At 67.7% G+C, this 20,902-nt stretch carries 20 protein-coding genes and 1 pseudogene; 17 read left to right on the top strand and 4 right to left on the bottom strand.

Annotation, left to right across the window (positions count from 1 at the left end):
• Nucleotides 1-15: 15 nt before the first annotated feature.
• The 4 genes from ACA097_RS01880 (at nt 16) to ACA097_RS01865 (ending at nt 4,061) form a co-directional block, all read left to right on the top strand.
• Nucleotides 16-1,536 (top strand): efflux transporter outer membrane subunit, encoded by a 1,521-nt coding sequence (locus tag ACA097_RS01880; protein WP_160286706.1) that lies wholly within the window; start codon nt 16-18, stop codon nt 1,534-1,536.
• Entirely contained in the window at nt 1,533-2,648 is a 1,116-nt protein-coding gene (locus tag ACA097_RS01875) for an HlyD family secretion protein (RefSeq protein WP_371368141.1), read from the top strand. Before ACA097_RS01880 ends, ACA097_RS01875 begins: the two co-directional genes overlap by 4 nt.
• Nucleotides 2,638-3,654: a DUF2955 domain-containing protein gene (locus tag ACA097_RS01870; protein ID WP_043251640.1), complete on the top strand. Its 1,017-nt coding sequence runs from the start codon at nt 2,638-2,640 to the stop codon at nt 3,652-3,654. The genes ACA097_RS01875 and ACA097_RS01870 overlap by 11 nt, the downstream gene beginning before the upstream one ends.
• A 191-nt stretch (nt 3,655-3,845) precedes the next feature.
• The gene (locus ACA097_RS01865) at nt 3,846-4,061 is read left to right on the top strand and encodes a co-regulatory protein PtrA N-terminal domain-containing protein (protein WP_371368139.1); all 216 of its coding nucleotides are present in this window, start codon (nt 3,846-3,848) and stop codon (nt 4,059-4,061) included.
• Nucleotides 4,062-4,266: 205 nt separating this feature from the next.
• On the opposite strand, the gene ACA097_RS01860 is transcribed toward ACA097_RS01865, so the two are convergent.
• Nucleotides 4,267-4,992, bottom strand: a complete 726-nt coding sequence (locus ACA097_RS01860) for a response regulator transcription factor (RefSeq protein ID WP_160286709.1) — start codon at nt 4,990-4,992, stop codon at nt 4,267-4,269.
• Nucleotides 4,993-5,129: 137 nt separating this feature from the next.
• On the opposite strand from ACA097_RS01860, the gene ACA097_RS01855 reads away from it, so the two are divergent.
• The 4 genes and pseudogenes from ACA097_RS01855 to ACA097_RS01840 form a co-directional block, all read left to right on the top strand.
• Nucleotides 5,130-5,822, top strand: coding sequence for a response regulator transcription factor (locus ACA097_RS01855; protein ID WP_043251646.1), 693 nt, complete (start codon nt 5,130-5,132; stop codon nt 5,820-5,822).
• A complete protein-coding gene (locus ACA097_RS01850; protein ID WP_371368137.1) occupies nt 5,800-7,167 on the top strand; it encodes a sensor histidine kinase in 1,368 nt (455 codons plus the stop codon). Before ACA097_RS01855 ends, ACA097_RS01850 begins: the two co-directional genes overlap by 23 nt.
• A gap of 28 nt (nt 7,168-7,195) precedes the next feature.
• Nucleotides 7,196-7,573 (top strand): sulfite exporter TauE/SafE family protein, encoded by a 378-nt coding sequence (locus ACA097_RS01845; protein WP_160286711.1) that lies wholly within the window; start codon nt 7,196-7,198, stop codon nt 7,571-7,573.
• 31 nt (nt 7,574-7,604) lie between these two features.
• Nucleotides 7,605-7,709: pseudogene (locus ACA097_RS01840) on the top strand (hypothetical protein); the annotation flags it as partial.
• Between the two features lie 7 nt (nt 7,710-7,716).
• On the opposite strand, the gene ACA097_RS01835 reads toward ACA097_RS01840, so the two are convergent.
• The 3 genes from ACA097_RS01835 to ACA097_RS01825 all read right to left on the bottom strand — a co-directional run bounded on the left by ACA097_RS01835 (nt 7,717) and on the right by ACA097_RS01825 (nt 11,853).
• Nucleotides 7,717-9,441 (bottom strand): SulP family inorganic anion transporter, encoded by a 1,725-nt coding sequence (locus ACA097_RS01835; protein WP_371368135.1) that lies wholly within the window; start codon nt 9,439-9,441, stop codon nt 7,717-7,719.
• Nucleotides 9,442-9,546: 105 nt separating this feature from the next.
• Nucleotides 9,547-10,830, bottom strand: a complete 1,284-nt coding sequence (locus ACA097_RS01830) for a nucleotide disphospho-sugar-binding domain-containing protein (protein ID WP_371368133.1) — start codon at nt 10,828-10,830, stop codon at nt 9,547-9,549.
• 90 nt (nt 10,831-10,920) lie between these two features.
• Nucleotides 10,921-11,853, bottom strand: coding sequence for an FCD domain-containing protein (locus ACA097_RS01825; protein ID WP_371368131.1), 933 nt, complete (start codon nt 11,851-11,853; stop codon nt 10,921-10,923).
• Between the two features lie 213 nt (nt 11,854-12,066).
• On the opposite strand from ACA097_RS01825, the gene ACA097_RS01820 reads away from it, so the two are divergent.
• From ACA097_RS01820 to ACA097_RS01780, 9 genes are all read left to right on the top strand, one after another.
• Nucleotides 12,067-13,116, top strand: coding sequence for a spermidine/putrescine ABC transporter substrate-binding protein (locus ACA097_RS01820; protein WP_371368129.1), 1,050 nt, complete (start codon nt 12,067-12,069; stop codon nt 13,114-13,116).
• Nucleotides 13,117-13,285: 169 nt separating this feature from the next.
• Nucleotides 13,286-14,158: an ABC transporter permease gene (locus ACA097_RS01815; RefSeq protein ID WP_160286716.1), complete on the top strand. Its 873-nt coding sequence runs from the start codon at nt 13,286-13,288 to the stop codon at nt 14,156-14,158.
• Nucleotides 14,151-14,957, top strand: coding sequence for an ABC transporter permease (locus tag ACA097_RS01810; protein WP_371368127.1), 807 nt, complete (start codon nt 14,151-14,153; stop codon nt 14,955-14,957). Before ACA097_RS01815 ends, ACA097_RS01810 begins: the two co-directional genes overlap by 8 nt.
• Nucleotides 14,950-16,029: an ABC transporter ATP-binding protein gene (locus ACA097_RS01805; RefSeq protein ID WP_371368125.1), complete on the top strand. Its 1,080-nt coding sequence runs from the start codon at nt 14,950-14,952 to the stop codon at nt 16,027-16,029. The genes ACA097_RS01810 and ACA097_RS01805 overlap by 8 nt, the downstream gene beginning before the upstream one ends.
• Nucleotides 16,030-16,061: 32 nt before the next feature.
• Entirely contained in the window at nt 16,062-17,348 is a 1,287-nt protein-coding gene (locus ACA097_RS01800) for a nucleotide disphospho-sugar-binding domain-containing protein (RefSeq protein WP_371368123.1), read from the top strand.
• Nucleotides 17,341-17,706: a cupin domain-containing protein gene (locus ACA097_RS01795; protein ID WP_371368120.1), complete on the top strand. Its 366-nt coding sequence runs from the start codon at nt 17,341-17,343 to the stop codon at nt 17,704-17,706. The genes ACA097_RS01800 and ACA097_RS01795 overlap by 8 nt, the downstream gene beginning before the upstream one ends.
• A 274-nt stretch (nt 17,707-17,980) precedes the next feature.
• Nucleotides 17,981-18,325: a cupin domain-containing protein gene (locus ACA097_RS01790; RefSeq protein ID WP_043251667.1), complete on the top strand. Its 345-nt coding sequence runs from the start codon at nt 17,981-17,983 to the stop codon at nt 18,323-18,325.
• 5 nt (nt 18,326-18,330) lie between these two features.
• Nucleotides 18,331-19,371 carry an aminoglycoside phosphotransferase family protein gene (locus tag ACA097_RS01785; RefSeq protein ID WP_371368118.1) on the top strand — a complete coding sequence of 347 codons (1,041 nt, stop codon included), beginning with the start codon at nt 18,331-18,333 and terminating at the stop codon, nt 19,369-19,371.
• Between the two features lie 18 nt (nt 19,372-19,389).
• Nucleotides 19,390-20,892, top strand: a complete 1,503-nt coding sequence (locus ACA097_RS01780; protein ID WP_371368116.1) for an aldehyde dehydrogenase — start codon at nt 19,390-19,392, stop codon at nt 20,890-20,892.
• Nucleotides 20,893-20,902 lie beyond the last annotated feature (10 nt).

Genomic DNA, 20,902 nt, shown 5'->3' with positions numbered 1-20,902 from the left:
CAGCCGGGTCTGCCCATGCCGGCACGCACTTACCGACTGGCGCTGAGCTTCGTCGCCGCGCTGGGCGGCTGCACCCAGGTCGGCCCGGACTTCCAGCGGCCGCAGGATCCCTGGCTGGGCGGCTGGAGCACGCCAGCGCTGGAGGAGGGGAGCCACAGGGGCGTCGCCCCGGACTTCAGCCAGTGGTGGACGGTCTTCGCCGACCCGACCCTGGACGCGCTGATCGCCGAGGCCGACGCCAACAACACCAGCCTGCGCGTGGCCGGCCTGCGCATCGTCGAGGCACGCGCGCAACTGGAAATCGCCCAGACCGGACGCTACCCGCAGCTGCAGCAGCTGAGCGCCGAGAGCCTTTACCTCAAGCAGAACCAGTCCGGCGCGCCCAGCGCTCGCGACTCGGTGTTCTGGCAGTCGAGCCTGGGCGCCAACGTCGGCTGGGAAATCGACTTCTGGGGCCGCTTCAGCCGCGCCATCGAATCCGCCGACGCGGTCTACTTCGCCTCCCAGGCCAACTACGCCGACGCCATGCTGCTGATGCGCGCGCAGGTGGCCGATACCTACTTCGGCTTGCGCACCGCCGAGGCGCGCCTGGACATCGCCCGCGAGAACGCCAGGCGCCAGGAGCGCAGCCTGGAGATCACCGAGCGTCTGTTCCGCCACGGCGAGAACGACGAGCTGGACTGGCAGCAGGCGCGCACCCAGTACCTGGCGACGAAGGCGACCATCCCCGAATTCGAGAACCAGGTGAACGCCCTGCGCAACGTGCTCTGCTCGCTGCTCGGCCGCCCGCCGGGTCCGATGCCGGAGCTTGCCGCACGCCACGGCCAGTTGCCGCTGCCCGACGGCGCGGTGCTGCAGGACGTACCGGCCAGCCTGCTGCAGCGCCGCCCGGACATCCGCGCCGCCGAGCAGGCGGTGGCGGCGCAGTCGGCGCTGGTCGGCGTCGCCGAGGCTGACCTCTATCCGTCAATCAGCCTGCTCGGCAGCATCGGCTGGACCTTCGTCTCGGCGCACAACCTGCCCGACAGCTTCAACCTCGCCGCCGGGCCAAGCCTGATCTGGAACCCCTTCGACTACGGCCGGCGCGAGAACGCCGTGCGCGTCGAGGATGCGCGCCTGCAACAGCTGATCGAGCTCTACCACCAGGACGTGCGCGAAGCCGCGCGCGAGGCCGACGACGCCGCCAGCGGCCTGGTCCGCGCAGTGCAGAGCGCGAATATCCGCCAGGAGGCCTCGCAGGCCGCACAGCGCTCGCTGAACCTGGCGAGCTCGCAGTACCGCGAAGGCTTTGCCGACTTCCAGCGCGTGCTCGACGCCCAGCAACTTCTGCTGACCCAGCAGGACGGCTACCTGGTCAGCCGCGGCAACGCGGTGAGCAACCTGGTGGCGCTGTACAAGGCCCTCGGCGGCGGCTGGGACAGCAAGCGCCCACCCGTCGATGCGGCGACCCGCAAGCAGATGCAGCAACGAACCGACTGGGGCGACCTGCTCGACGAGCCGGCCCCGACGAGCCAGGACAAGGGTGAAGGGAAATGAGCGAAACCACCGAAGCGCCAGCGCCGAAGAAAGCCGCACCCGCTGCGTCGCCCGACCGCGGGATCAAGGGCGTGCTGATCCTGATCGCCCTGAGCCTGTTCTGGTACCTGCTCGCCGACCGCTTCACGCCCTACACCCAGCAGGCGCGCCTGCAGGCCTACGTGGTGCCGGTGAGCGCCGAGGTGGCCGGCCAGGTGAAGCGCGTGGCGGTGGGCAACAACCAGGAAGTGCGCAAGGGCGACGTGCTTTTTGAACTCGACCAGGAGCAGTACCGCATCGCCTTGGCGCGCGCCGAGGCGGACCTGGAAACGGTGCGTCGGCAGATAGGCGCGAGCACCGCCGGGATCGACTCGGCGCAGGCCTCGCTGGCCGCCGCGCAAGCCAACGAGCGCAAGGCACGGCAGGACGCCGAACGGCTGCAGCGGCTGTACCAGGAAGACCCCGGCACGGTGTCCGTGCGCCGCCTGGAAGGCGCCCAGGCCACCCGCGAACAGGCGGCCAGCCAGGTGGCGGCGGCCCGCGCGGAAGTCGAGCGGGCGCGCGAGCAGCAGGGCGGCAACGAGGCCGAAAACGCCCAACTGCGCAGCGCCGCTGCGAATGTGGAGAAAGCCCGGCTCGATCTGGCCCGGACCCAGGTGCGTGCGGACTCGAACGGCCTGATCACCGACCTGCGCACCGACGTCGGCCACTACGTAGGCCCCGGCAGCCCGGTGATGACGCTGATCGCCATCCACGACTTGTGGATCAGCGCCGACATGACCGAGAACAACCTCGGCCACTTGCGCCAGGGCACGCCGGTACTGGTCGTGCTTGATGCGCTGCCGGGGAAAGTCCTGCACGGGAGCATCCGCAGCATCGGCTACGGCGTGAGCGTGGGGCAGAGCGCGCCGCCGGGTTCGCTGCCGACGGTGCAGAACAGCCGTGAGTGGCTGCGCTCGGCGCAGCGCTTCCCGGTGATCGTGGGGCTCGATCGCGAGCAGTTGTCGGGCCCCGAGAACCTGCGGGTCGGCGGCCAGGCCGAAGTCATGGCGCTGCCCACCGAGGGCAATCCGCTGAACCTGCTCGGCCGGCTGTTCATGTGGCTGATGAGCTGGCTGTCGTATGCCTATTGAGCTGCGTCGCCTGCGCGCGTTGCGCCTGGCCTGGGGCACCGCGCTGACCCTGGCGGCGAGCTTCGGCGTGGGCTTGCCGGTGCCGTTCCTGGCGCCGGTGCTGGCGGTGCTGCTGCTGGCCATGCGTGCCCAGGCGCTGCCACTGCGTGCGGCGCCGGCTCTCGCGCTGCTGGTGCTGTTCAGCGCTGGCAGCGGCCTGCTGCTGATCCCGCTGCTGCGCAACGCACCGGCAAGCGGCGTGCTGCTGGTCGGCCTTGGATTGTTCCTCTGCTTCCGCTACCTGCTGCAGGGCGGCAACGGCCTGCTGGCGAACCTGCTGGTGATCGGCCTGAGCATGGTTTCCGCCGCCGGCACCGGCGACTTCACCCTGGCGCTCTCGGTGGTCGAGGCGCTGGCCAAGGGCATGCTGCTGGCCGTCCTCGGCGCGGTCGTGGCCCACGTGCTCTTCCCCGAACCGGCCGATGCGCCGGCACCGCCAGTGCCGCCACGGCTGGATGCCGGGGAGGTCAACTGGATCGCCCTGCGCGCCACCCTGGTGGTGATGCCGGCCTTCCTCCTGGCGCTGATCGCCCCTGACCAGTTCATGCCGCTGATCATGAAAGCGATGAGCCTGGGCCAGCAGACCTGCGAAACCCGCGCCCGCCACGCCGCCCGCGAACTGGTCGGCTCGACCCTGCTGGCCGGGCTGCTGGCGATCCTGCTGTGGGGCGGCCTGAGCCTGTTCGTCCACCTCTGGATGTTCTTCCTCTGGACCCTGCTGTTCATCCTCTGGCAGTCCCGCCGTCTCTACCAGGCGGTGCCGAACCGCCAGACCCCGGCCTACTGGGTCGGCTGCATGACCACCATGCTCATCCTGCTCGGCCAATCGGTGCAGGACAGCGAAGCAGGCCAGGACGTCTACCGCGCCTTCGCCATCCGCATGGCGCTGTTCCTGGCGGTGTCGCTGTACGCCAGCGCGATGGTGGTGTGGATCGACAGCCGCAGGGCGCGGGTGAGGGTGGCCTAGGGGACCTTCGGCTCGATGTGGATCGCTACTTGTGCGTTGCCGGCAGCGTCAGCGGGGGCGCCTCGCTTTCTGTCAAAAGTTTCAGGTTGCCGGGAGCGGGATGCCAGGGGGCTCTGGATAAGCTGATTCCAAGCCTAGAGCTTGAGCCGACACCGGGCGGTGCCGGAGTCCCCGAAACAGGAGTGTTTGCCATGAAAACTCTCAAAATTGCCCTGATCGCCACTCTGCTGGGTGTTTCCGCGGCGGCGATGGCGGAAGACGGCGGCGACCGGGTCGTCGCGCAAATGGATGCCCTGCGTCACACGGCAATGCAGCATTACGCGCAGGTCGAGCAGATGCATGCCCATGCCCAGGCAGTGGCCAGCAACCAGGGTCAGGCTGCGCATCGGGTAGAGCACACCAACTGAAGGTGAGCGTTCAGCAAGACCGGGCTGGTTGGCGTTCTGCCGGGCGCGCGCTGTGAGCGACGCGACCGGTCGAGGGCTGCGATTCCACCAGTCCTCTCGCAGGAGCGGGCGAGCCGTGCGGCCACCGCTGCCTGCCTTGGCGGGCACCAGGCGCCCGCGGCGTGGACACCAGCGTGCGCCGTGTGTCCACGCGGAGCGAGGTCGCTCATGGCTCGTCGGCGTTGTTCGCAAGGCCAGGGCTTTGGGCCGCGGCGGGAATGTCCAGCCGGTAGCCGGCGCCCGGAATGGTCACGATCAGCGACGGCTCGAATCCCTGGTCGAGCTTGCGGCGCAGGCGATGGATATGGTTGTCGATGACATTGTCGTTGGGGTCGAAGTCGTAGTCCCAGGCGCTTTCCAGCAGCATCGTGCGGGTGACGACCTGGCCGTGGTGAAGCATGAGTTTCTCCAGGATCAGCGTTTCGCGCGGGCCAAGCGCAATGCTGCGGCCACGGCGAATGGCCAGGTGCTGGGAGCGGTCCAGTTGCAGCTCGCCGACCTGCAGCCGCCCCGGGCTGTTTCCCGGCGCAGGGTTGCGGGGCCGCAGCAAGGTTTCCAGGTGGGCGAGTACCTCGATGAACGCATAAGGCTTCGCCAGGTAGGCGTCGCAACCAGCCTGCAGCCCTTCGACGCGCTGCTCCGTCGAGGCCAGGGCACTGAGCATCAGCACGGGAAGCGCTTCGCCCTGGCGGCGCAATTCCCGAACCACCGCCAGGCCGTCCATGACCGGCAGGCGGCGGTCCACCACGGCGACGTCGTAGATGCCCTCCAGCGCCATGGCCAACCCGGTTGCGCCGTCCCCGGCGACGTCGACGACGTGCCCGGCCTCGGTCAGGCCGCGGCGCAAATGGGCGGACGTGCGCTTGTCGTCCTCGATCAGGAGAATTCGCAAACGGACCTCGACAGGGGCGTGGATTCATCCGCCGGCGGCTTTGCGCAACGGCGAGACCGGACATTCTCAAACTAGGCTATCGGATGGAAACGCACCGTGCTGCGAGCATTGCCACCTCTGGAAAGCGCTGAACCGCCATGACCCATGTACTGGTCGTCGAGGACGACCCTAAAACCTCGCGTGAAATCGAGTCGGCCCTGCAGGACCACGGTTTCGCAGTCACCGCGGTCGCCAACGGCCGCGACGGGCTGCTGCAGGCCGCCGCCGGCGGCTATGACCTCATCGTGCTCGACCGGATGCTGCCCGGCAGCCTGGATGGCCTGGGCGTGCTGACGGCGCTGCGGGCCTCGGGCGTGCTGACCCCGGTGCTGATCCTGAGCGCCCTCGGCAACCTCGACGAGCGCGTTCGCGGTCTGCGGGCCGGCGGCGACGACTACCTGACGAAGCCGTTCGAGTTCATCGAGCTGACCGCTCGCCTGGATGCCCTCAGTCGCCGCCACGGCCATTCGACGAACCAGCCCGCAGACAACCGGGTGCGCGTCGGCAACCTGGAGATCGACCTGCTGCGCCGGACGGTGCGCCGTGGCGAGCGGCAGGTGGACCTGCTGCCGCGCGAATACGCCCTGCTGGAATATCTCGCGCAGCATGTCGACCAGGTGGTGACGCGCACGATGCTCTTCGAGGCGGTCTGGAACTACCAGTACGACGACCAGGCCAACGTCATCGACGTGCACATCGGCCGCTTGCGGCGCAAGCTCGATGGCGAGGGCGACGTCCCGCTGCTGCACACCATTCGCGGAGCCGGCTATGTTCTTCGCTCGCCTGAGTGACGTTCCGCGCACCATCAGCTTCCGCACGGCGCTGATCTTCCTGGCGCTGTTCATCTGCTCGTTCCTGGCGCTGTTCGGTTACATCTACTGGCAGACCACCGGGTACCTGCTCAACGAGGTCGACGGCGAGCTGCATCGCGCCATCGAAATTCGCAGCCGGCAACCTGCGCCTGTGCGCCTGCAGGAGCTGATCGACCACGCCAAGGGCGATCCCGGCAACCTGGTCCCGTTCACGCTGTTCGATGCCGATGGCCATTCCGTCGTCGGCCCGCTGCAGGCCGTTCCGCGCTTCGATCATTTCGACCAGCCCTACGAGTTCCGCTGGGCCGCCCCCGGCGGTCATGAGCGGCCGTTGCGCTTCATCGCTCACCGCCTGGCGGACGGATCGACGCTGGTGGTGGCCGAGGATATCCGCGACATCCGCGAGTTCCACGAGCTGCTGGTGAATGCGCTGCTCTCCGGTGGGTTGCTGCTGCTCCTGGTCGGCCTCATCGGCGCGGTGGCGCTGGGGTATTCGGCGCGGCGCCGGCTGGACGGCCTGACCCGCTCGATCCGCCGAATCGTCGACGGGGACCTGGGACGCCGGCTTCCGGTGCGCGGCAATGGCGACGATATCGACCGTCTTTCCGAAGTGGTCAACGGCATGCTGGATGCCATCGAGCGCCTGATGGGCGAGCTGAAGGGCGTGTGCGACGACATCGCCCATGACTTGCGTACCCCGCTGACACGGCTGATCGGCGGCCTGGAGCGGGCGCGGCGCCATCGCCCGAGCGAAAGCGAATACGCAGAGGCCGTCGACGAGGCGCTGGAAGAGGCCAGGGGCCTGATGCAGACTTTCCGGGCGCTGTTGCGCATCTCCCAGATCGAGGTCGGCGCACGCCGCAGCGATTTCGCCGTGGTGGACCTGAACCGGATTGGGGCCGATGCCGTCGAGCTCTTCGAGCCGTTGGCGGAAGAGCGCGGCATACAGCTGCAGTTCGTGGCCGCCGCCGCCCCGGCGTGCGTCGCCGGCGATGCGCAGTTGCTGTTCGATGCGACCTGCAACCTGGTCGACAACGCGCTCAAGTTCGCTCCCGTCGAGGGGCGGGTGGAAGTCCGGGTCATTGCCGAGGCCGGCCATAGCGGCTTGAGCGTCACCGACAACGGCCCGGGCATCGCCGCGCAGGAGCAGGAGGCGGTATTCCGCCGCCTGTATCGCGGCGAGGCCAGCCGCAACACGCCGGGCAACGGGCTGGGGCTGAGCATGGTCGCGGCCGTGGCGCGGCTCCATGACATGACCCTGGATATCCACGACGCACAGCCCGGCTGCCGCATGGAAATGATCGGCAAGGCGGTGGCCGGGTGAGTCCAACAGAGCGATGAGGGAGAGGCTTATGTCTGCATGGCTGGTGTACGTGGCGATCGGCATCGCCAGTGGGGTTGCGGCGGGACTGTTCGGCGTGGGCGGTGGCCTGATCGTGGTACCGGCGCTGATCTATTGGGCGGGCTTTTCCCAGCACATGGCGACCGGGACGTCGCTCGCGGTGCTGCTGCCGCCGATCGGCCTCGCCGCGGCGTTCGAGTACTACCGCAACGGCAACGTCGACGTGCCCGCGGCGATCCTGATCGCCATCACCATGTTCCTGGGCGCGTGGATTGGGGCGCGCCTCGCCAGCCACGTCAGCGGGCCGCACCTGCGCCTGATGTTCGGACTCTTCGTGTGCTGCCTGGGCGTCTACCTCGTCTACGGCGCGTACGAGCGCCTGGGGTGATCCGGGCCGCCTTCGGTACGGACGAGCCCTGTACGTCGCCTCGGTGATCGTCGACGACAGCAACGGGCGCTACTACGAAGCGGCGCCAGGGCGCTCCTGGTACGCGGGGGCGGGGCTGGAATACCGCTTCCGCTAGGGGTTGCTCAGGGCTCCCAGTCCACCCCCGACTCGGCGAGGTAGGTTTCCACGGCAGCGCCGACCGTGGGGTGGAAGGCGGCTTCGCCCATGCGTTCGAACAGCTCGAACTGCTTCATCTTGTCCTTCACCGGGCCCTTCATCTCGGCGAATTGCAGCTCCACGCCACGGGCCTCCAGTTCGCGGTCCAGCTCGGCGAGCATGTCGGCGGAGGTGATGTCGATGCTGGTCACCGGCTCGGCCGCCACGATCAGGCGTTGCACCGGCGTGGGCGATTCGTCGACCGCTTTCAGGATGCAGGCCTGGAATTGCTCGGCGTTGGCGAAGAACAGCGGGGCATCCCAGCGGAACAGGACCAGACCAGGGATGCGCCGGGCCTGCGGGTGGCGCTTGATATCGTGATAGCCGCGGGTGCCGTCCACTCGCCCGAGGATCGCGAAGTGCGGGCGCCAGCCGTCCCAGAGGAACTCGATCACCGAGATCACCACGGCGATGCAGATGCCGGGGATGGCGCCGAACACGGCGACGCCGGCGAAGCAGGTCATGGACAGCCAGAACTCCCACTGCTGCATGCGGAATATGCGCTTGAGGTCGGCGAATTCGAACAGCCCCAGGGCCGCGGCGATCACCACGGCGGCCAGCGCGCTGGTGGGCAGGTACTGCATCAGGTTGGGCGCGACAAGCAGCAGGGCGGTTACCGCCAGCGCGCCGACGATGCCGGTCAGCTGGGTCTTCGAACCGGCCGCCTCAGCCACCGGTGTGCGTGACGAGCTGCTGCTGATGGGAATGCCCTGGAACAGCCCGGAAGCGAAGTTGGCCACGCCCAGGCCGAACATTTCCTGGTTCGGGTTCACCGGCGTCTTCAGGCGCGCGGCGTAGGTGCGCGATAGCACGCTGGTGTCGGCGAAGGACACCAGCGCCACCGCGATGCCGCCGAGCAGGATCTCCACCAGGTCGACCCCGCTGAGCCAGGGCAGGCTGAAGGTGGGCAGGCCCTGGGGCAGTTCGCCGAGCACCTTGACGCCCAGGTCGTTGAGGCCGAGCAGGCTCACCGCCAGGGTCGCCAGGACCACGGCGATGAGAATGCCCGGCAGGCGCTGGTAGGGTTTCAGAACGAGGATCAGCGCCAGGCTGCCGGCGCCGACGGCGAAGCTCGGCAAGTTGGCGCGACCTTCGGCCAGGGCCTGCACCAGGTGCCAGACGTTGCGCAGCGGCCCGTCGCTGTCGATGGAAATGCCGAACAGCTTGGGCAGCTGGCTGATCAGCACGGTCAGGGCGATGCCGTTCATGTAGCCGTAGCGGATCGGCTTGGACAGCAGTTCGGTGACGAAGCCCAGGCGCAGCAGCCCGGCGGCCATGCACACCACCCCGGAGACCAGCGCCATCAGGCTGGCCACGGCGATGGCGCGCTGCGGATCGCCCGCGGCGAACTGCACAACGATCGCCAGGATGGGCGCGGCCAGCGACGAGTCGGGGCCGAGCACGAGGATGCGGCTGGGGCCGAACAGCGCATACGCCAGCAGCGGGATGATGGTTGCGTACAGGCCGTAGATGCCCGGCACGCCGGAGGCCTCGGCATAGGCGATGCCCACCGGCACCAGCATGGTGGTCAGCACCAGTCCGGCGGCCAAGTCCTTCGGCAGCCATGCCGCTTGGTAGTTCAGCAGGGTGGCGAGGCCGGGCAGCCAGCGGCGCCAGTCGAAGGAGGTGGGCGAGGGGGGCGGGGCGGCCATGCGGCAAGGGCTCCTGGGCAAATGGGATGCAGCGCCCGTGGCACGGGCGTGTCCGTCATTCAGCGTAGATCAGGGCGGGCCTGCGCCGCGTGGCCGGTCGATCAGTCAGTCGCAGATGCCGAGAATCGCCCGCGCCGCCGCCTCGGTGCCGCGCGAGCCTTGCATCTGCGCGCGGACCGCCGCCAGGCGCGCGGCCATGGCGCTGTCGGCGAGCAGCTCGGCCAGCGCTTGCGGCAGGGCCTGCAGCGGGGCGTCGAAGCGCGGCAGGTAGCGCGCCACGCCGACTTCCTCGGCGCGCCGGGCGTTGTCGTGGCCGTCCCAGCAGTAGGGGATGATCACCGACGGCAGGCCGAAGTAGAGCGCCTCGCAGAAGCTGTTGTTGCCGCCGTGATGGATGAACAGCTGGCACTCGCGCAGCACCGCCGGCTGCGGGAACCAGCTGTCCAGGTAGACGTTGTCAGGCACGCTGGCGTAGTGCTCGCGGTAGGCGCCGACGTTGATCAGGAAGCGGTAGGGCAGCTGCGCCACCGCATCGATCAGGCGCTGCATCATGCCCACGTCGGCGGCGCCGAGGCTGCCGAAGCTCACGTAGATCAAAGGCGCGTCGTTGTGGCGCGGGAACTGCGGCGGCACGTAGGGCGCCTCGCTGCGCACGCAGCCGTCGAGATACAGGTAGCGCTCGGCCGGCAGCGGCTTGGCGCGCTCGTAGCGCACCGGAGTGGGCGAGAGCAGCAGGTTCAGCCAGGGCGAGTCTTCGAGGAATTGCCCGGCTGGCAGCGGCGCATGACCGCATTCTTCGAGGAAGCGTGCGAAGCGCTCATGTGCCGGCTTCACCGCCTTCAGGTAGTGCTCGCGGAAGGTCGCGCAAGCCTGCGGGTCGCTGGCACTGGCGCCGGACAGGTAGGGCGGCACGGCGGCGTCGGGCAGTTCGGTCTCGGCGCAGGACACCATGCGTACCCAGGGGCAACCGGCGCGGGCGATGGCCGGGAACGCCACCACGTTGTCGAGCACTATGGCGTCCGGCTTGAGCCGTGCGAGCAGTTGCTGCAGCGGTTTTTCCGATTCGATGGCGGTGTCGATTATGGCTTCCCAGGCCGGCGCCACGTAGCTGTCGATCTGCGCAAGCGGGGTCTGGTCGAAGTAGGGCACGTTGCGCTCGATGAAGCGTTCCCAGTAGTGCTGGTGCTCCTCGGCGGACAGCGGCGAGTCGAGCTGCAGCGGGTACTCGGCGAAACCGTACTCGGCAAAGATCCCCTGGAAGTGCGCATGGCAGATGAACACCGGGCGCGCGCCCAGGTCGCGCAGGGCCTGGGCGATGCCGATGCAGTTCAGCGCGGCGCCGAAGCTGGCCTCGGGGAAGAGGGCGATGGTGCGAGGTCTCGGAGTCATGGGCACTTCCACGGCCGGAAGGGGACCGGCCTTGCTGCGTAAAACGGATACTGCATTTTTTTCTGAAAAAAAACACCCGTCAGCGAAAAATCAGCGGCGCATCCCCATCACGCCCTGGGGAATGCCGCGGTTGGCGGTCTGCGGCCGCTGCGCGGCGGACAGGCGCAGGTGCAGGCGCATCAGGTCGGCCGCCACTTCCAGTTGGCCGCGCTCGATCTGCTCGATGATTCGCAGGTGCTCGCGCAGGGCTTCCTGCAAACGGTGCACGCTGACCATCGGCAGCAGGTTCGGTAGGCGCCGCAGTTTCTGGTGCTGCAGCAGGGCGTCGGCGATGAAACGGTTGCCGCAGCCCTGGGCGATGAGTTCGTGGAAGCCGATGTCCAGCTCGCGGAACTGCACCACGTCGAAGCGCTCCACCGGCATCGCCAGCAGCTCCTCCATGGCGCCGCGCAGCAGCGCCAGGCGCGCCAGGTCCGGCTCGAAGCCGGGGCTCAGCAGCGCCTCGGGTTCGAGGATCAGGCGGTAGCGCAGGCTGTCTTCCAGTGCCGCGAGGTTGTTCAGCAGCGGGCGGAAGCTCCAGCTCTGCCCGGCGCCGCGTTCCAGCACCTGGCTTTCGCTGAGCTGCGCCAGGACTTTCTGCGCCGCCACCCGGGAAATGTCGTAGCGGCGCATCAGCTCGCTGGCGCCCAGGCTGTTGCCCAGGCGGCCGGCCATGCGGTCGCGCAGCACCGAGGCGGCCAGCGCCTCTTCCTCGGCCTGGGGCAGGGCGGGGCCGAGCACCTGGCTGGAGGGGTCGGCGCTCAGGTGGTAGCCCTTGCCGGCCTCGTGCTGCACCAGTTTTTGTTCGAGCAGCAGGGCGAGGGCCGCGCGGATCAGCGTGCGGGACACGCCGAAAGTGCGCGCCAACTGCTGCTCGGAGAGCCCGTCGCCGGCGGCCAGGCCCTGTTCCTGGGCGTGCTCGATGATCTTGCGCGCCAGTTCCAGGTGGTTGGTGCGAGGTCTTTTTTCGCTCTCGTTGCTCAAGCCGGATCCCTCTGTGTCGGGCCTTTGCCGCGTGCGGCGGGCGGTGCCGGGCGGCGTGGGAGCTTTTTATGCCACAGCCACCGGGGCTCAACAAGGATGGAAGAAAGTGTTGACTTCGCCAGTGTTGTGGTTTTTATTTTTGAAAAAAGACATGTAGTACGCTTTTCGCTCCGCTGCCTTCGACACAACAACAACCATCGTCAGGTGCGCAAGATGAAGCTGAAGACCATGCTCTACGCGGGGGCCACCCTCGCGCTCACGTTGTCCGCCGCCACGGCCAGCGCCAAGGATCTGGTGATCTCCATCTGGGACGGCTACATGGCCCCCGATGCGCTGGAGAAGTTCCAGAAGGCCACGGGCCTTGAAGCCGACAAGTCCCTGCACGCCACCAACGAAGAGATCATGGGCAAGCTCATGGCCTCCGGCGGCGAAGGCTACGACGTGGTGTTCGTCTCCTCCCCATTCGCCGAGATCCTGCACAAGCAGGGCCTGCTGGCCGACATCGATCCGGCCAAGGTGCCCAACCTGAAGAACCTCTACCCCGAGGCGCAGAAGCTCGAGTACGACCCGGGCAACCACTTCTCCGTGCCCTACACCTGGGGCACCACCGGCATCTGCTACCGCTCCGACAAGATCGCCACGGCGCCGGCCAGCTGGAACGACCTGCTCAAGCCCAGCGATGCGCTCAAGGGCAAGACCACCATGCTCGCCACCGACCGCTGGCTGCTCGGCGCCGGCTTCCTCGCCAACGGCTGGTCGGTGAACGACGCTGATCCTGCGCAGATCGGCAAGGTGCGTGACCAACTGATCGCCACCAAGAAGCGCCTGCTGTCCTTCGACGACACCACCTTCTACTCCAAGCTTGCTTCCGGCGAGGCGCTGATGGCCCACGCCTGGGACGGCTGGTGCAACTACGGCACCCAGGCCAACGCGGCGATCAAGTTCGTGGTGCCCAAGGAGGGCTCCGACCTCTGGGTGGACACCATGGTGGTACTGAAGAGCTCGAAGAACCCGGACGCCGCCTACCGCTTCATCAACTACATGCTCGAACCGGCCAACCACGCGTGGGTCGCCGAGAACATCCTCTACAAGGTGCCCAACCAGGCGGCGATGGCGACCTTGAAGCCCGATCTGCTGGCCAAGTACCCCAACCTCACCACCACCCCGGCCGACCTGGTCAAGCAGCAACAGCTGCGTGACGTCGGTGGCGACACGCAAAAGGCGTATACCCGCGCCGTGACCGAAATCATGGCTGCTCAGTAAGGCCGGCTGCGCGTCGGCGATGCGGCGTTGAGAACAAGCGCGGGCTTGCTCATTTAGCGGCCTAAACTCCGCGCCCACGCTTGTTCTCGCCTTGCCTCGCTCTAGCTCGCTCGCCCCGAAACTTCAGTGAAGAAAACCACCCCGCCTCGCGGGGTTGGGGGAACCCTGCATGACTGCTTTGTCCGCCGACCGCAAACTGTCGGCCTGGCTACTCGCACCCGGTTTGGGCTGGCTGGCGCTGTTCCTGCTGCTGCCGTGCCTGCTGGTGCTGCTGTACAGCTTCCTCGAACGCGGTGCCTACGGCGGCATCGACTACGTGTTCACCTGGGAGAACTACCGCCGCGCGGTGGACCCGCTGTACCTCGACATCCTCCTGCGCTCGGCGAAGATCGCCGGCACCGCGATGCTCTTCGCCGTGCTGATCGGCTACCCGGCGGCCTACGCGATCACCCGCGCCACGCCGCGCCGGCAAGCGGTGTACCTGTTCCTGGTGATGCTGCCGTTCTGGAGCAACTACCTGATCCGCACCTACGCCTGGATCGTCCTGCTCAACCGCGAGGGCCTGCTCAACCGCCTGTTCAACCTGCTGGGCTACAGTGGCGAGCCGATCAACCTGCTGTACACCGACGCCACCGTGGTGCTCGGGCTGGTCTACAACTACATCCCCTTCGTGATCCTCGCCATCTACTCCTCGCTGTCGCGCATCGACCGCGAGCTGTGGGAAGCCTCGCGCGACCTCGGCGCCTCCGGCTGGACCACCTTCCGCCGCGTGATCCTGCCGCTCTCGGTGCCCGGCGTGGCGGCCGGCGCGGTGTTCGTCTTCGTGCTGTCGATCGGCAACTTCATCACCGCCGACCTGCTCGGCGGCAAGCAGGTGCAGATGGTCGGCAACCTGATCTACGCGCAGTTCCTTACCGCGCGGGACTGGCCGTTCGGCTCGGCGCTGAGCTTCTTCCTGATCGGCATCATGCTGGTGCTGCTGTTCATCCAGGCCCTGGTCTCGCGCCGGGCCCAGGGCGCGGAGGGCGAACGCCATGCGTAACCCTTCCGGTATCGCCCTCGGCGCGCACCTGTGGCTGGTGTACGCCTTCCTCTATGTGCCGATCCTCGTGCTCATCCTGCTGTCGTTCAACGCCAGCGGCCTGCCCACCGCCTGGGGCGGCGCCTCGCTGAAGTGGTACGCCAAGCTGCTGGCCAACGCCTCGATCCAGCACGCCGCGCTGAACACCCTGATCGTGGCGCTGAGCTCCACCTTCATCGCCTGTCTGCTCGGCACCTTGCTGGCACTGGGCGTGGAAATGCGTGCACGGAACAAGGGAACGGGGAAGGGCGGCAACCTGGCCGACACCCTGCTGATGGCGCCGATGATCATCCCCGACATCGTCCTGGCCATCGCGCTGCTGAGCTTCTTCAACCTGCTGAAGATGAGCCTGGGGCTGCACTCGATCATCCTCAGCCACGTGGTGTTCAACATCGCCTTCGTCTGCGCGGTGGTGCGCACGCGCCTGAAGCACTTCGACTACTCGATCCTCGAAGCCTCCATCGACCTCGGCGCTGGCTGGTTCACCACCGCGCGGCGGGTGCTGCTGCCGGCGATCTTCCCCGGCGTGCTGGCGGGCGGGCTGCTGGCGTTCACCCTGTCGGTGGACGAATTCATCATCGCCTTCTTCAACGCCGGCTCCGGCAGCGCCTCCACCACCTTGCCGATGCAGATCTACTCGATGATCCGCTTCGGCGTGACCCCCGAGATCAACGCCCTCGCCACCCTGGTGATGCTGGTCAGCTTCACCGCGCTCTTCGCTTCCCAACGTCTGAACAAGGTGCCCAAAGCCCATGACTAAGTCTTCCGACCTGCTGGTCCTGGACCAGGTGAGCAAATCCTACGGCGAGGGCCTGACCGCGGTGGACCGGGTGTCGCTGAGCATCCGCGAGAACGAGTTCTTCGCCCTGCTGGGGCCGTCGGGCTGCGGCAAGACCACCCTGATGCGGATGATCGCCGGCTTCGAGACGCCCAGCGCCGGCGCCATCTACCTGGGCGGCCAGGACATCTCGCCGCTGCCGCCGAACAAGCGGCCGCTGAACCTGATGTTCCAGTCCTATGCGCTGTTCCCCAACATGACCGTGCGCGGCAACATCGCCTACGGCCTGGAAATGGAAAAGCTGCCCGCCGCCGAGATTCGCCAGCGAGTGGATGCGGTGCTGGAAACCGCGCAGCTCGGGCAGATGGCCAACCGCCGTCCCGACCAGCTTTCCGGCGGCCAGCGTCAGCGCGTGGCCCTGGCCCGCGCGCTGGTCAAGCGCCCGCGCGTGCTGCTGCTCGACGAACCCCTCGGCGCGCTGGACAAGAAGCTGCGCGAGAAGATGCAGCTGGAGCTCAAGCGCCTGCAGCACGAGAGCGGCATCACTTTCATCATGGTCACCCACGACCAGGAAGAAGCCCTGGTCATGTCCGACCGCATGGCCGTGCTGCGCGACGGCAAGGTCTGCCAGTGCGGCAGCCCGAGCGAACTCTACGAGAACCCCAACAGCCGCTTCGTCGCCGACTTCATCGGTGTCAGCAACCTGATCGATGGCCAGCGCGTGGGCACCGACCGCCTGCAGGCCGGCGGCCAGCTGCTGAACATCGAGCGCGGCGCCGAGGCGGGGCCGCAGAACGTCACCCTGGCACTGCGCCCGGAGCGCTTGCGCGTACTCACCGACGCCACGCCCGCCACCGACAACCAGGTACAGGGCGAGGTGGCGGAAATCGCCTACCACGGCCTCGACACCAACCTCCACGTGCAAACCGCGCTGTCCAGCCGGCCGCTGATCGTCCGCGTGCCGTCCTCGGACTACGACCACCTGCGCCTGGCCGCCGGCACGCCGGTGCGCCTGGGCTGGGACGCGCGCCACGCCCGCGTGCTGAGCCAATGACTGCCTAACAACAAGAACCAGGAGAGCAACCCATGAGTGAACGCAAGGTCATCGCCTTCTTCCCCGAGGCCGCCTACGGCCCGGCCCTGAACTCCGTCGGTATCGCCCAGGCCTGCGAGGCACTGGGGCACAAGGCGGTCTTCCTCACCGATCCGGGCATGACCGGGGTGTACTCGGCCTACGGCTTCGAGGAGCACTACGTGAACATGTCCGAGCCGATGCCGCCGGAGGAGATGGCGCGCTACTGGACGGACTTCATCAATGGCCACATCCCCAACTTCCGCAAGGCGCCCATCGACCAGCTCGACAACTACGTGAAGGAGTGCTGGGAGGCCATCGTCTCCACCGCCAAGTGGGCGCAGAAGGAACTGCCGGCGATCCTCGACAAGATCAAGCCGGACCTGATCTGCGTCGACAACGTCATCCTCTTCCCGGCGATCAAGCAGTACGGCAAGCCCTGGGTGCGGATCATCTCCTGCTCGGAGAACGAGGTGCACGACCCGGACATCCCGCCGTACCTCTCGGGCATGAGCATCGACGACAAGGAAGGTCACGCGCGCTTCCAGAAACGCTTCGAGGAAGTGATCGCGCCCATCCACGCCGACTTCAACGCCTTCCTCGGCGAATGCGGCGAGCAGCCGTACCCGCTGGGCGTCTTCTTCGAGGAGTCGCCCTACATGAACCTGCTGCTGTATCCGGACCCGGTGAAGTTCGAGCGCCGCCATCCGCTGCCGCCGGAGCGCTTCCACTACCTGCAGGGCTGCGTGCGCACCGACAAGCCCTACGAGATTCCGCAGTTCAAGGCCAACAACGACAAGCCGCTGCTCTACGTCAGCTTCGGCAGCCTCGGCTCCGGCGACGTCGAGCTGCTGCAGCGCCTGGTGCGCGCCATCGGCAAGCTGCCGTACCGCGCGCTGTTCAACGTCGGCGAGCACGTGGAGAAGTACACCGACCTGCCGGACAACGTCATCGTCTCCAACTGGTACCCGCAGCCTTCGGTGATCGCCCAGGTCGACGCGGTGATCCACCACGGCGGCAACAACAGCTTCACCGAGTGCCTGTTCTTCGGTAAGCCGGCCATCGTCATGCCCTATGTGTGGGACGGCCACGACAACGCCATGCGCGCCCAGGAGAGCGGCCACGGCCTGCGCATGGACCGCTACGACTGGAGCGAGGAAGACCTGGCCAGCAACATCGCCCAACTGCTCACCGACTCGCGCATGGGCGAGCGCCTCGCACGCACCAGCGCCGCCATGCGTTCGCGCAAGGGCCCGGAGGATGCGGCACAGATCCTCGACAAGGTGCTCGCCAATGCCTGAGTTCAACGGAAGCAGCAGCGCTCCGCACATTCGTGGCGCGCGTGAGTACGACGATCTCGTCGACTGGGGCGTGCAGTCCGATGCCATCGAAGGCGTCTCGCATTCCAGCGGGCGCCTGCTGTTCAAGGGGCCGAACAACAGCCCGGAGACCGGCCTGTGGGTCTGCACGCCGGGGCGCTGGCGCCTCGCAATCCCGCGCGACGAGCTCTGCCACTTCGTCGCCGGCCGCGCCACCTACCGCTCGGACGCAGGCGAGGTGATCGAGGTCGAGCCCGACACCCTGGTGCTGTTCCCGGCCGGCTGGGCGGGCGAATGCACCGTCCACGAGACGCTGCGCAACCTCTACATGCTGGCTTGAGCCTCATCCACCCAACCCCTCGGCGGATAACCGCGAACGGTTATTCGCCCTACCAGAGCTAGGGCGATGCCCCGAGCGAATGAACGCGCTTCAGGAGTGAACGATGAAGGTCCCCGTTTACATGCTCGCCTGAGCCGTAGGGCGAATAACGCGGTACGCGTTATCCGCCATCGCAATCCATCCAGACCCTCGGCGGATAACCGTGAACGGTTATTCGCCCTACCAGAGCTCGGGTGATGCCCCGAGTGCATGAACACGTTTTCAGGAGTGAACGATGAAGACCCCCGTAATCCACCGCCCGCTGCAAGTGACCGAACTCAAGGACTGGGGCGTGATCCCGACCATGCTCGAAGGCGAGTCCAAGGTCAGCGGTGTAGTGCTGCACAAAGGCCCCGAAGGCCAATCCGAATGCGGCATCTGGCACTGCACGCCGGGCAAGTGGTTTTGCCATGTCACCAGCGACGAGTTCTGCCACTTCCTCGAAGGCCGCTGCACCTACGTCCACGAATCCGGCGAGGTGATCGAGATCACCCCGGACACCGCCGCCTTCTTCCCCAAGGACTGGAAGGGCGTGTGCACCGTGTACGAGACCATCAAGAAGGTCTACATGATCCGGTGAGCGCCATGACCCCGAGCCTGCCAACCGAATGCGCCGCCCGGGCCGCCGTGCGTGAGGCCTTCCTCGCTCGCAGCGGCCATGCCGGCCACGCCCTCGACGCCCTGCCGGCGGACGCCTCAGCGCGCCGCTACTTCCGCCTCGGCGGGCAGGGCCTGCTGCTGATGGATTCGCCGCCCGGCGCCGAACCGCTGGCGCCCTACCTGCAGGTGGCCGAGCTGCTGCACGCCTGCGGGCTGTCCGCGCCACGCGTGCTGGCGGCCGACACCGAGCAGGGCCTGGCGCTGATCGAGGACTTCGGCCAGGCCACCTACACCCGGCTGTTCGCTGGCGGCCACGCGGTGGCGCCGCTGTACCAGTTGGCGGTGGACGCGCTGGTCGAACTGCATCGCGCAGGTCCGGCAGCGGCGGAAGGGCTGCCGGCCTACGACGCCACGCGGCTGGCCGACGAGTGCGCGCTGTTCATCGACTGGTATGCGCCGCTGTTGGTAGGCCATGCTGCCGCTGCACAACTGCGCGAGCGCTACCTGGCGACCTTCGCCGAAGCCTGCCGAGCGGTGGCGACTCGTCGCGAGGTGCTGGTGTTGCGCGACTTCCACGTGGACAACCTGATGTACCTCGAGGGCCGCCCCGGCGTCGCTGCCTGCGGCCTGCTGGACTTCCAGGATGCCCTCTGCGGCGCGCCGGCCTACGACCTCATGTCTTTGCTGGAAGATGCCCGCCGCGACGTGCCGGAAGGCCTGCGCGTCGGCCTGCTGAGCCAGTACCTGACCCAACGTCCCGAGCTGCACGCGCGCACCTTCATGGCCGACTACCAGGCGCTCGCCGCACAACGCCACGCCAAGGTGCTTGGCATCTTCGTGCGCCTGGCCAAGCGCGACGGCAAGCGCGGCTACCTGGCGCACCTGCCGCGCGTGCTCGGCCTGTTCCAGCGTGCCTTGCAGGCCGAGGCCCTGGGCCCGCTGCGCGAACTGCTCGACCACCATTTGCCCAACTGGCGCGAACCGCTGCACGCCGACGTGCTCGCCCAGCGCCTGGCCACCGACTGACCCTTCGCGGAGAACCCCATGCCCGCTTTCCATACCGACCTGCCGCTGCGCTTCGTCAACCCCGAGTACCAGGCTCCGGCCAGCGAACGGGTCCGTGACATCATCAACCCGGCCGACCTCAGCCACGTCGGGCGCATCGCCCTCGGCGACGCCGCCGATGTCGAAGCCCTGGTAGCCGCCGCCAACGCCGCCCAGCGCCAGTGGCGCCAGGTCGATGCGAAGAGCCGCGCTGCGCTGCTGCACCAGCTGGCCAACGCCATCGAAACCGACCAGGCCACCCAGCGCGAAGTCGCGCGGCTGATGACCCTGGAAATGGGCAAACCCTTCCCCGAGGCCATGGGCGAGCTGGCCAACTGCGCGCCGATCTTCCGCTACTACGCGGAAATGGCCCGCGACGATGCCGGCAAGGTCGCCGGCACCACGCAGATCGGCTCCTTCCAGCACGTGCGCTACGAGCCCTACGGCGTGAGCGTGCACATCATGCCGTTCAACTTCCCGATCCTGCTGATGTGCTGGACGCTGGCCGCGTCCCTGGCCGCCGGCAACGCCTGCATCGTTAAGCCGGCGGAAAGCACCAGCCTGTGCACGCTGAAATTGATGGAGCACTTCAAGGTGCTGCCCGCCGCACTGGTCAGTTGCCTGCCGGGCGATGCGCAAACCGCGCAGCTGCTGGTGCAGTCCGCAGGCACCCACGCGGTGGCCTTCACCGGCAGCGTGGCGGCCGGCAAGGCAGTGGCCGTGGCCTGCGCCGAACGCATGAAACCGGCAGTGATCGAGGCGGGCGGCAGCGACCCGCTGATCGTCTCCAAGCACGCGCCGCTGGAAGTGGCGGCGGCGGGCGCGGTGACCGCCGCCTTCCACCTGAGCGGGCAGATCTGCACCTCCGCCGAACGCTTCTTCGTGGTCGATGAAATCCACGACGAGTTCGTTGCGCGCTTCGCCGAACGCACCCGCCAGCTGCGCATCGGCCACGGCCTGGAACGCTCGGAAATCGGCCCGCTGGTGAGCGAGGCGGCCCGCGAGAAAGTCATGCGCCTGGTCGACGACGCCCTGGAAAAAGGCGCCACCCTGGTCTGCGGCGGACGCATCCCGCCGCACCTGCCGGTGGGCTGGTACTACGAACCGACCATCCTCACCGGCGTCACCGCCGACATGGCGATCTTCCACGAGGAATGCTTCGGCCCGGTGGCAGCGATCTGCAAGGTGAAGGACTTCGACGAAGCCATCCGCCTGGCCAACGACTCGCCCTTCGGCCTCGGCGCCTCGCTGTTCTCCACCGACCTCGCCGAAGCGATGGAAGCCTCCGACCGCCTGGAGGCGGGCATGGTCTGGGTCAACAACCCGCTGATCGACAACGACGCGCTGCCCTTCGGCGGCTGGAAGATGTCGGGCCTGGGCCGCGAGCTGGGCCGCCAAGGGCTGGACGCCTTCCGCCGCAGCAAGATGGTGATCATCGACCACCAGCCCAAGGTCCACGACTGGTGGTACCCGTACCCGGACGACGTCTTCTACCGCGCCTGAGGAGGCCGCC

It is taken from the genome of Pseudomonas sp. QL9 (genome assembly GCF_041409665.1).
In the GTDB taxonomy this organism is placed as follows: domain Bacteria; phylum Pseudomonadota; class Gammaproteobacteria; order Pseudomonadales; family Pseudomonadaceae; genus Pseudomonas; species Pseudomonas knackmussii.
This window is presented reverse-complemented; position numbering and strand designations above follow the sequence as displayed.

Excerpts from the sequence above, each read along its gene's own strand:
- ACA097_RS01880 (WP_160286706.1), top strand. The coding sequence starts at position 16 with ATGCCGGCACGCACTTACCGACTGGCGCTGAGCTTCGTCGCCGCGCTG.
- ACA097_RS01875 (WP_371368141.1), top strand. The coding sequence starts at position 1,533 with ATGAGCGAAACCACCGAAGCGCCAGCGCCGAAGAAAGCCGCACCCGCT.
- ACA097_RS01870 (WP_043251640.1), top strand. The coding sequence starts at position 2,638 with ATGCCTATTGAGCTGCGTCGCCTGCGCGCGTTGCGCCTGGCCTGGGGC.
- ACA097_RS01865 (WP_371368139.1), top strand. The coding sequence starts at position 3,846 with ATGAAAACTCTCAAAATTGCCCTGATCGCCACTCTGCTGGGTGTTTCC.
- ACA097_RS01855 (WP_043251646.1), top strand. The coding sequence starts at position 5,130 with ATGACCCATGTACTGGTCGTCGAGGACGACCCTAAAACCTCGCGTGAA.
- ACA097_RS01850 (WP_371368137.1), top strand. The coding sequence starts at position 5,800 with ATGTTCTTCGCTCGCCTGAGTGACGTTCCGCGCACCATCAGCTTCCGC.
- ACA097_RS01845 (WP_160286711.1), top strand. The coding sequence starts at position 7,196 with ATGTCTGCATGGCTGGTGTACGTGGCGATCGGCATCGCCAGTGGGGTT.
- ACA097_RS01835 (WP_371368135.1), bottom strand. The coding sequence starts at position 9,441 with ATGGCCGCCCCGCCCCCCTCGCCCACCTCCTTCGACTGGCGCCGCTGG.
- ACA097_RS01830 (WP_371368133.1), bottom strand. The coding sequence starts at position 10,830 with ATGACTCCGAGACCTCGCACCATCGCCCTCTTCCCCGAGGCCAGCTTC.
- ACA097_RS01820 (WP_371368129.1), top strand. The coding sequence starts at position 12,067 with ATGAAGCTGAAGACCATGCTCTACGCGGGGGCCACCCTCGCGCTCACG.
- ACA097_RS01815 (WP_160286716.1), top strand. The coding sequence starts at position 13,286 with ATGACTGCTTTGTCCGCCGACCGCAAACTGTCGGCCTGGCTACTCGCA.
- ACA097_RS01810 (WP_371368127.1), top strand. The coding sequence starts at position 14,151 with ATGCGTAACCCTTCCGGTATCGCCCTCGGCGCGCACCTGTGGCTGGTG.
- ACA097_RS01805 (WP_371368125.1), top strand. The coding sequence starts at position 14,950 with ATGACTAAGTCTTCCGACCTGCTGGTCCTGGACCAGGTGAGCAAATCC.
- ACA097_RS01800 (WP_371368123.1), top strand. The coding sequence starts at position 16,062 with ATGAGTGAACGCAAGGTCATCGCCTTCTTCCCCGAGGCCGCCTACGGC.
- ACA097_RS01795 (WP_371368120.1), top strand. The coding sequence starts at position 17,341 with ATGCCTGAGTTCAACGGAAGCAGCAGCGCTCCGCACATTCGTGGCGCG.
- ACA097_RS01790 (WP_043251667.1), top strand. The coding sequence starts at position 17,981 with ATGAAGACCCCCGTAATCCACCGCCCGCTGCAAGTGACCGAACTCAAG.
- ACA097_RS01785 (WP_371368118.1), top strand. The coding sequence starts at position 18,331 with ATGACCCCGAGCCTGCCAACCGAATGCGCCGCCCGGGCCGCCGTGCGT.
- ACA097_RS01780 (WP_371368116.1), top strand. The coding sequence starts at position 19,390 with ATGCCCGCTTTCCATACCGACCTGCCGCTGCGCTTCGTCAACCCCGAG.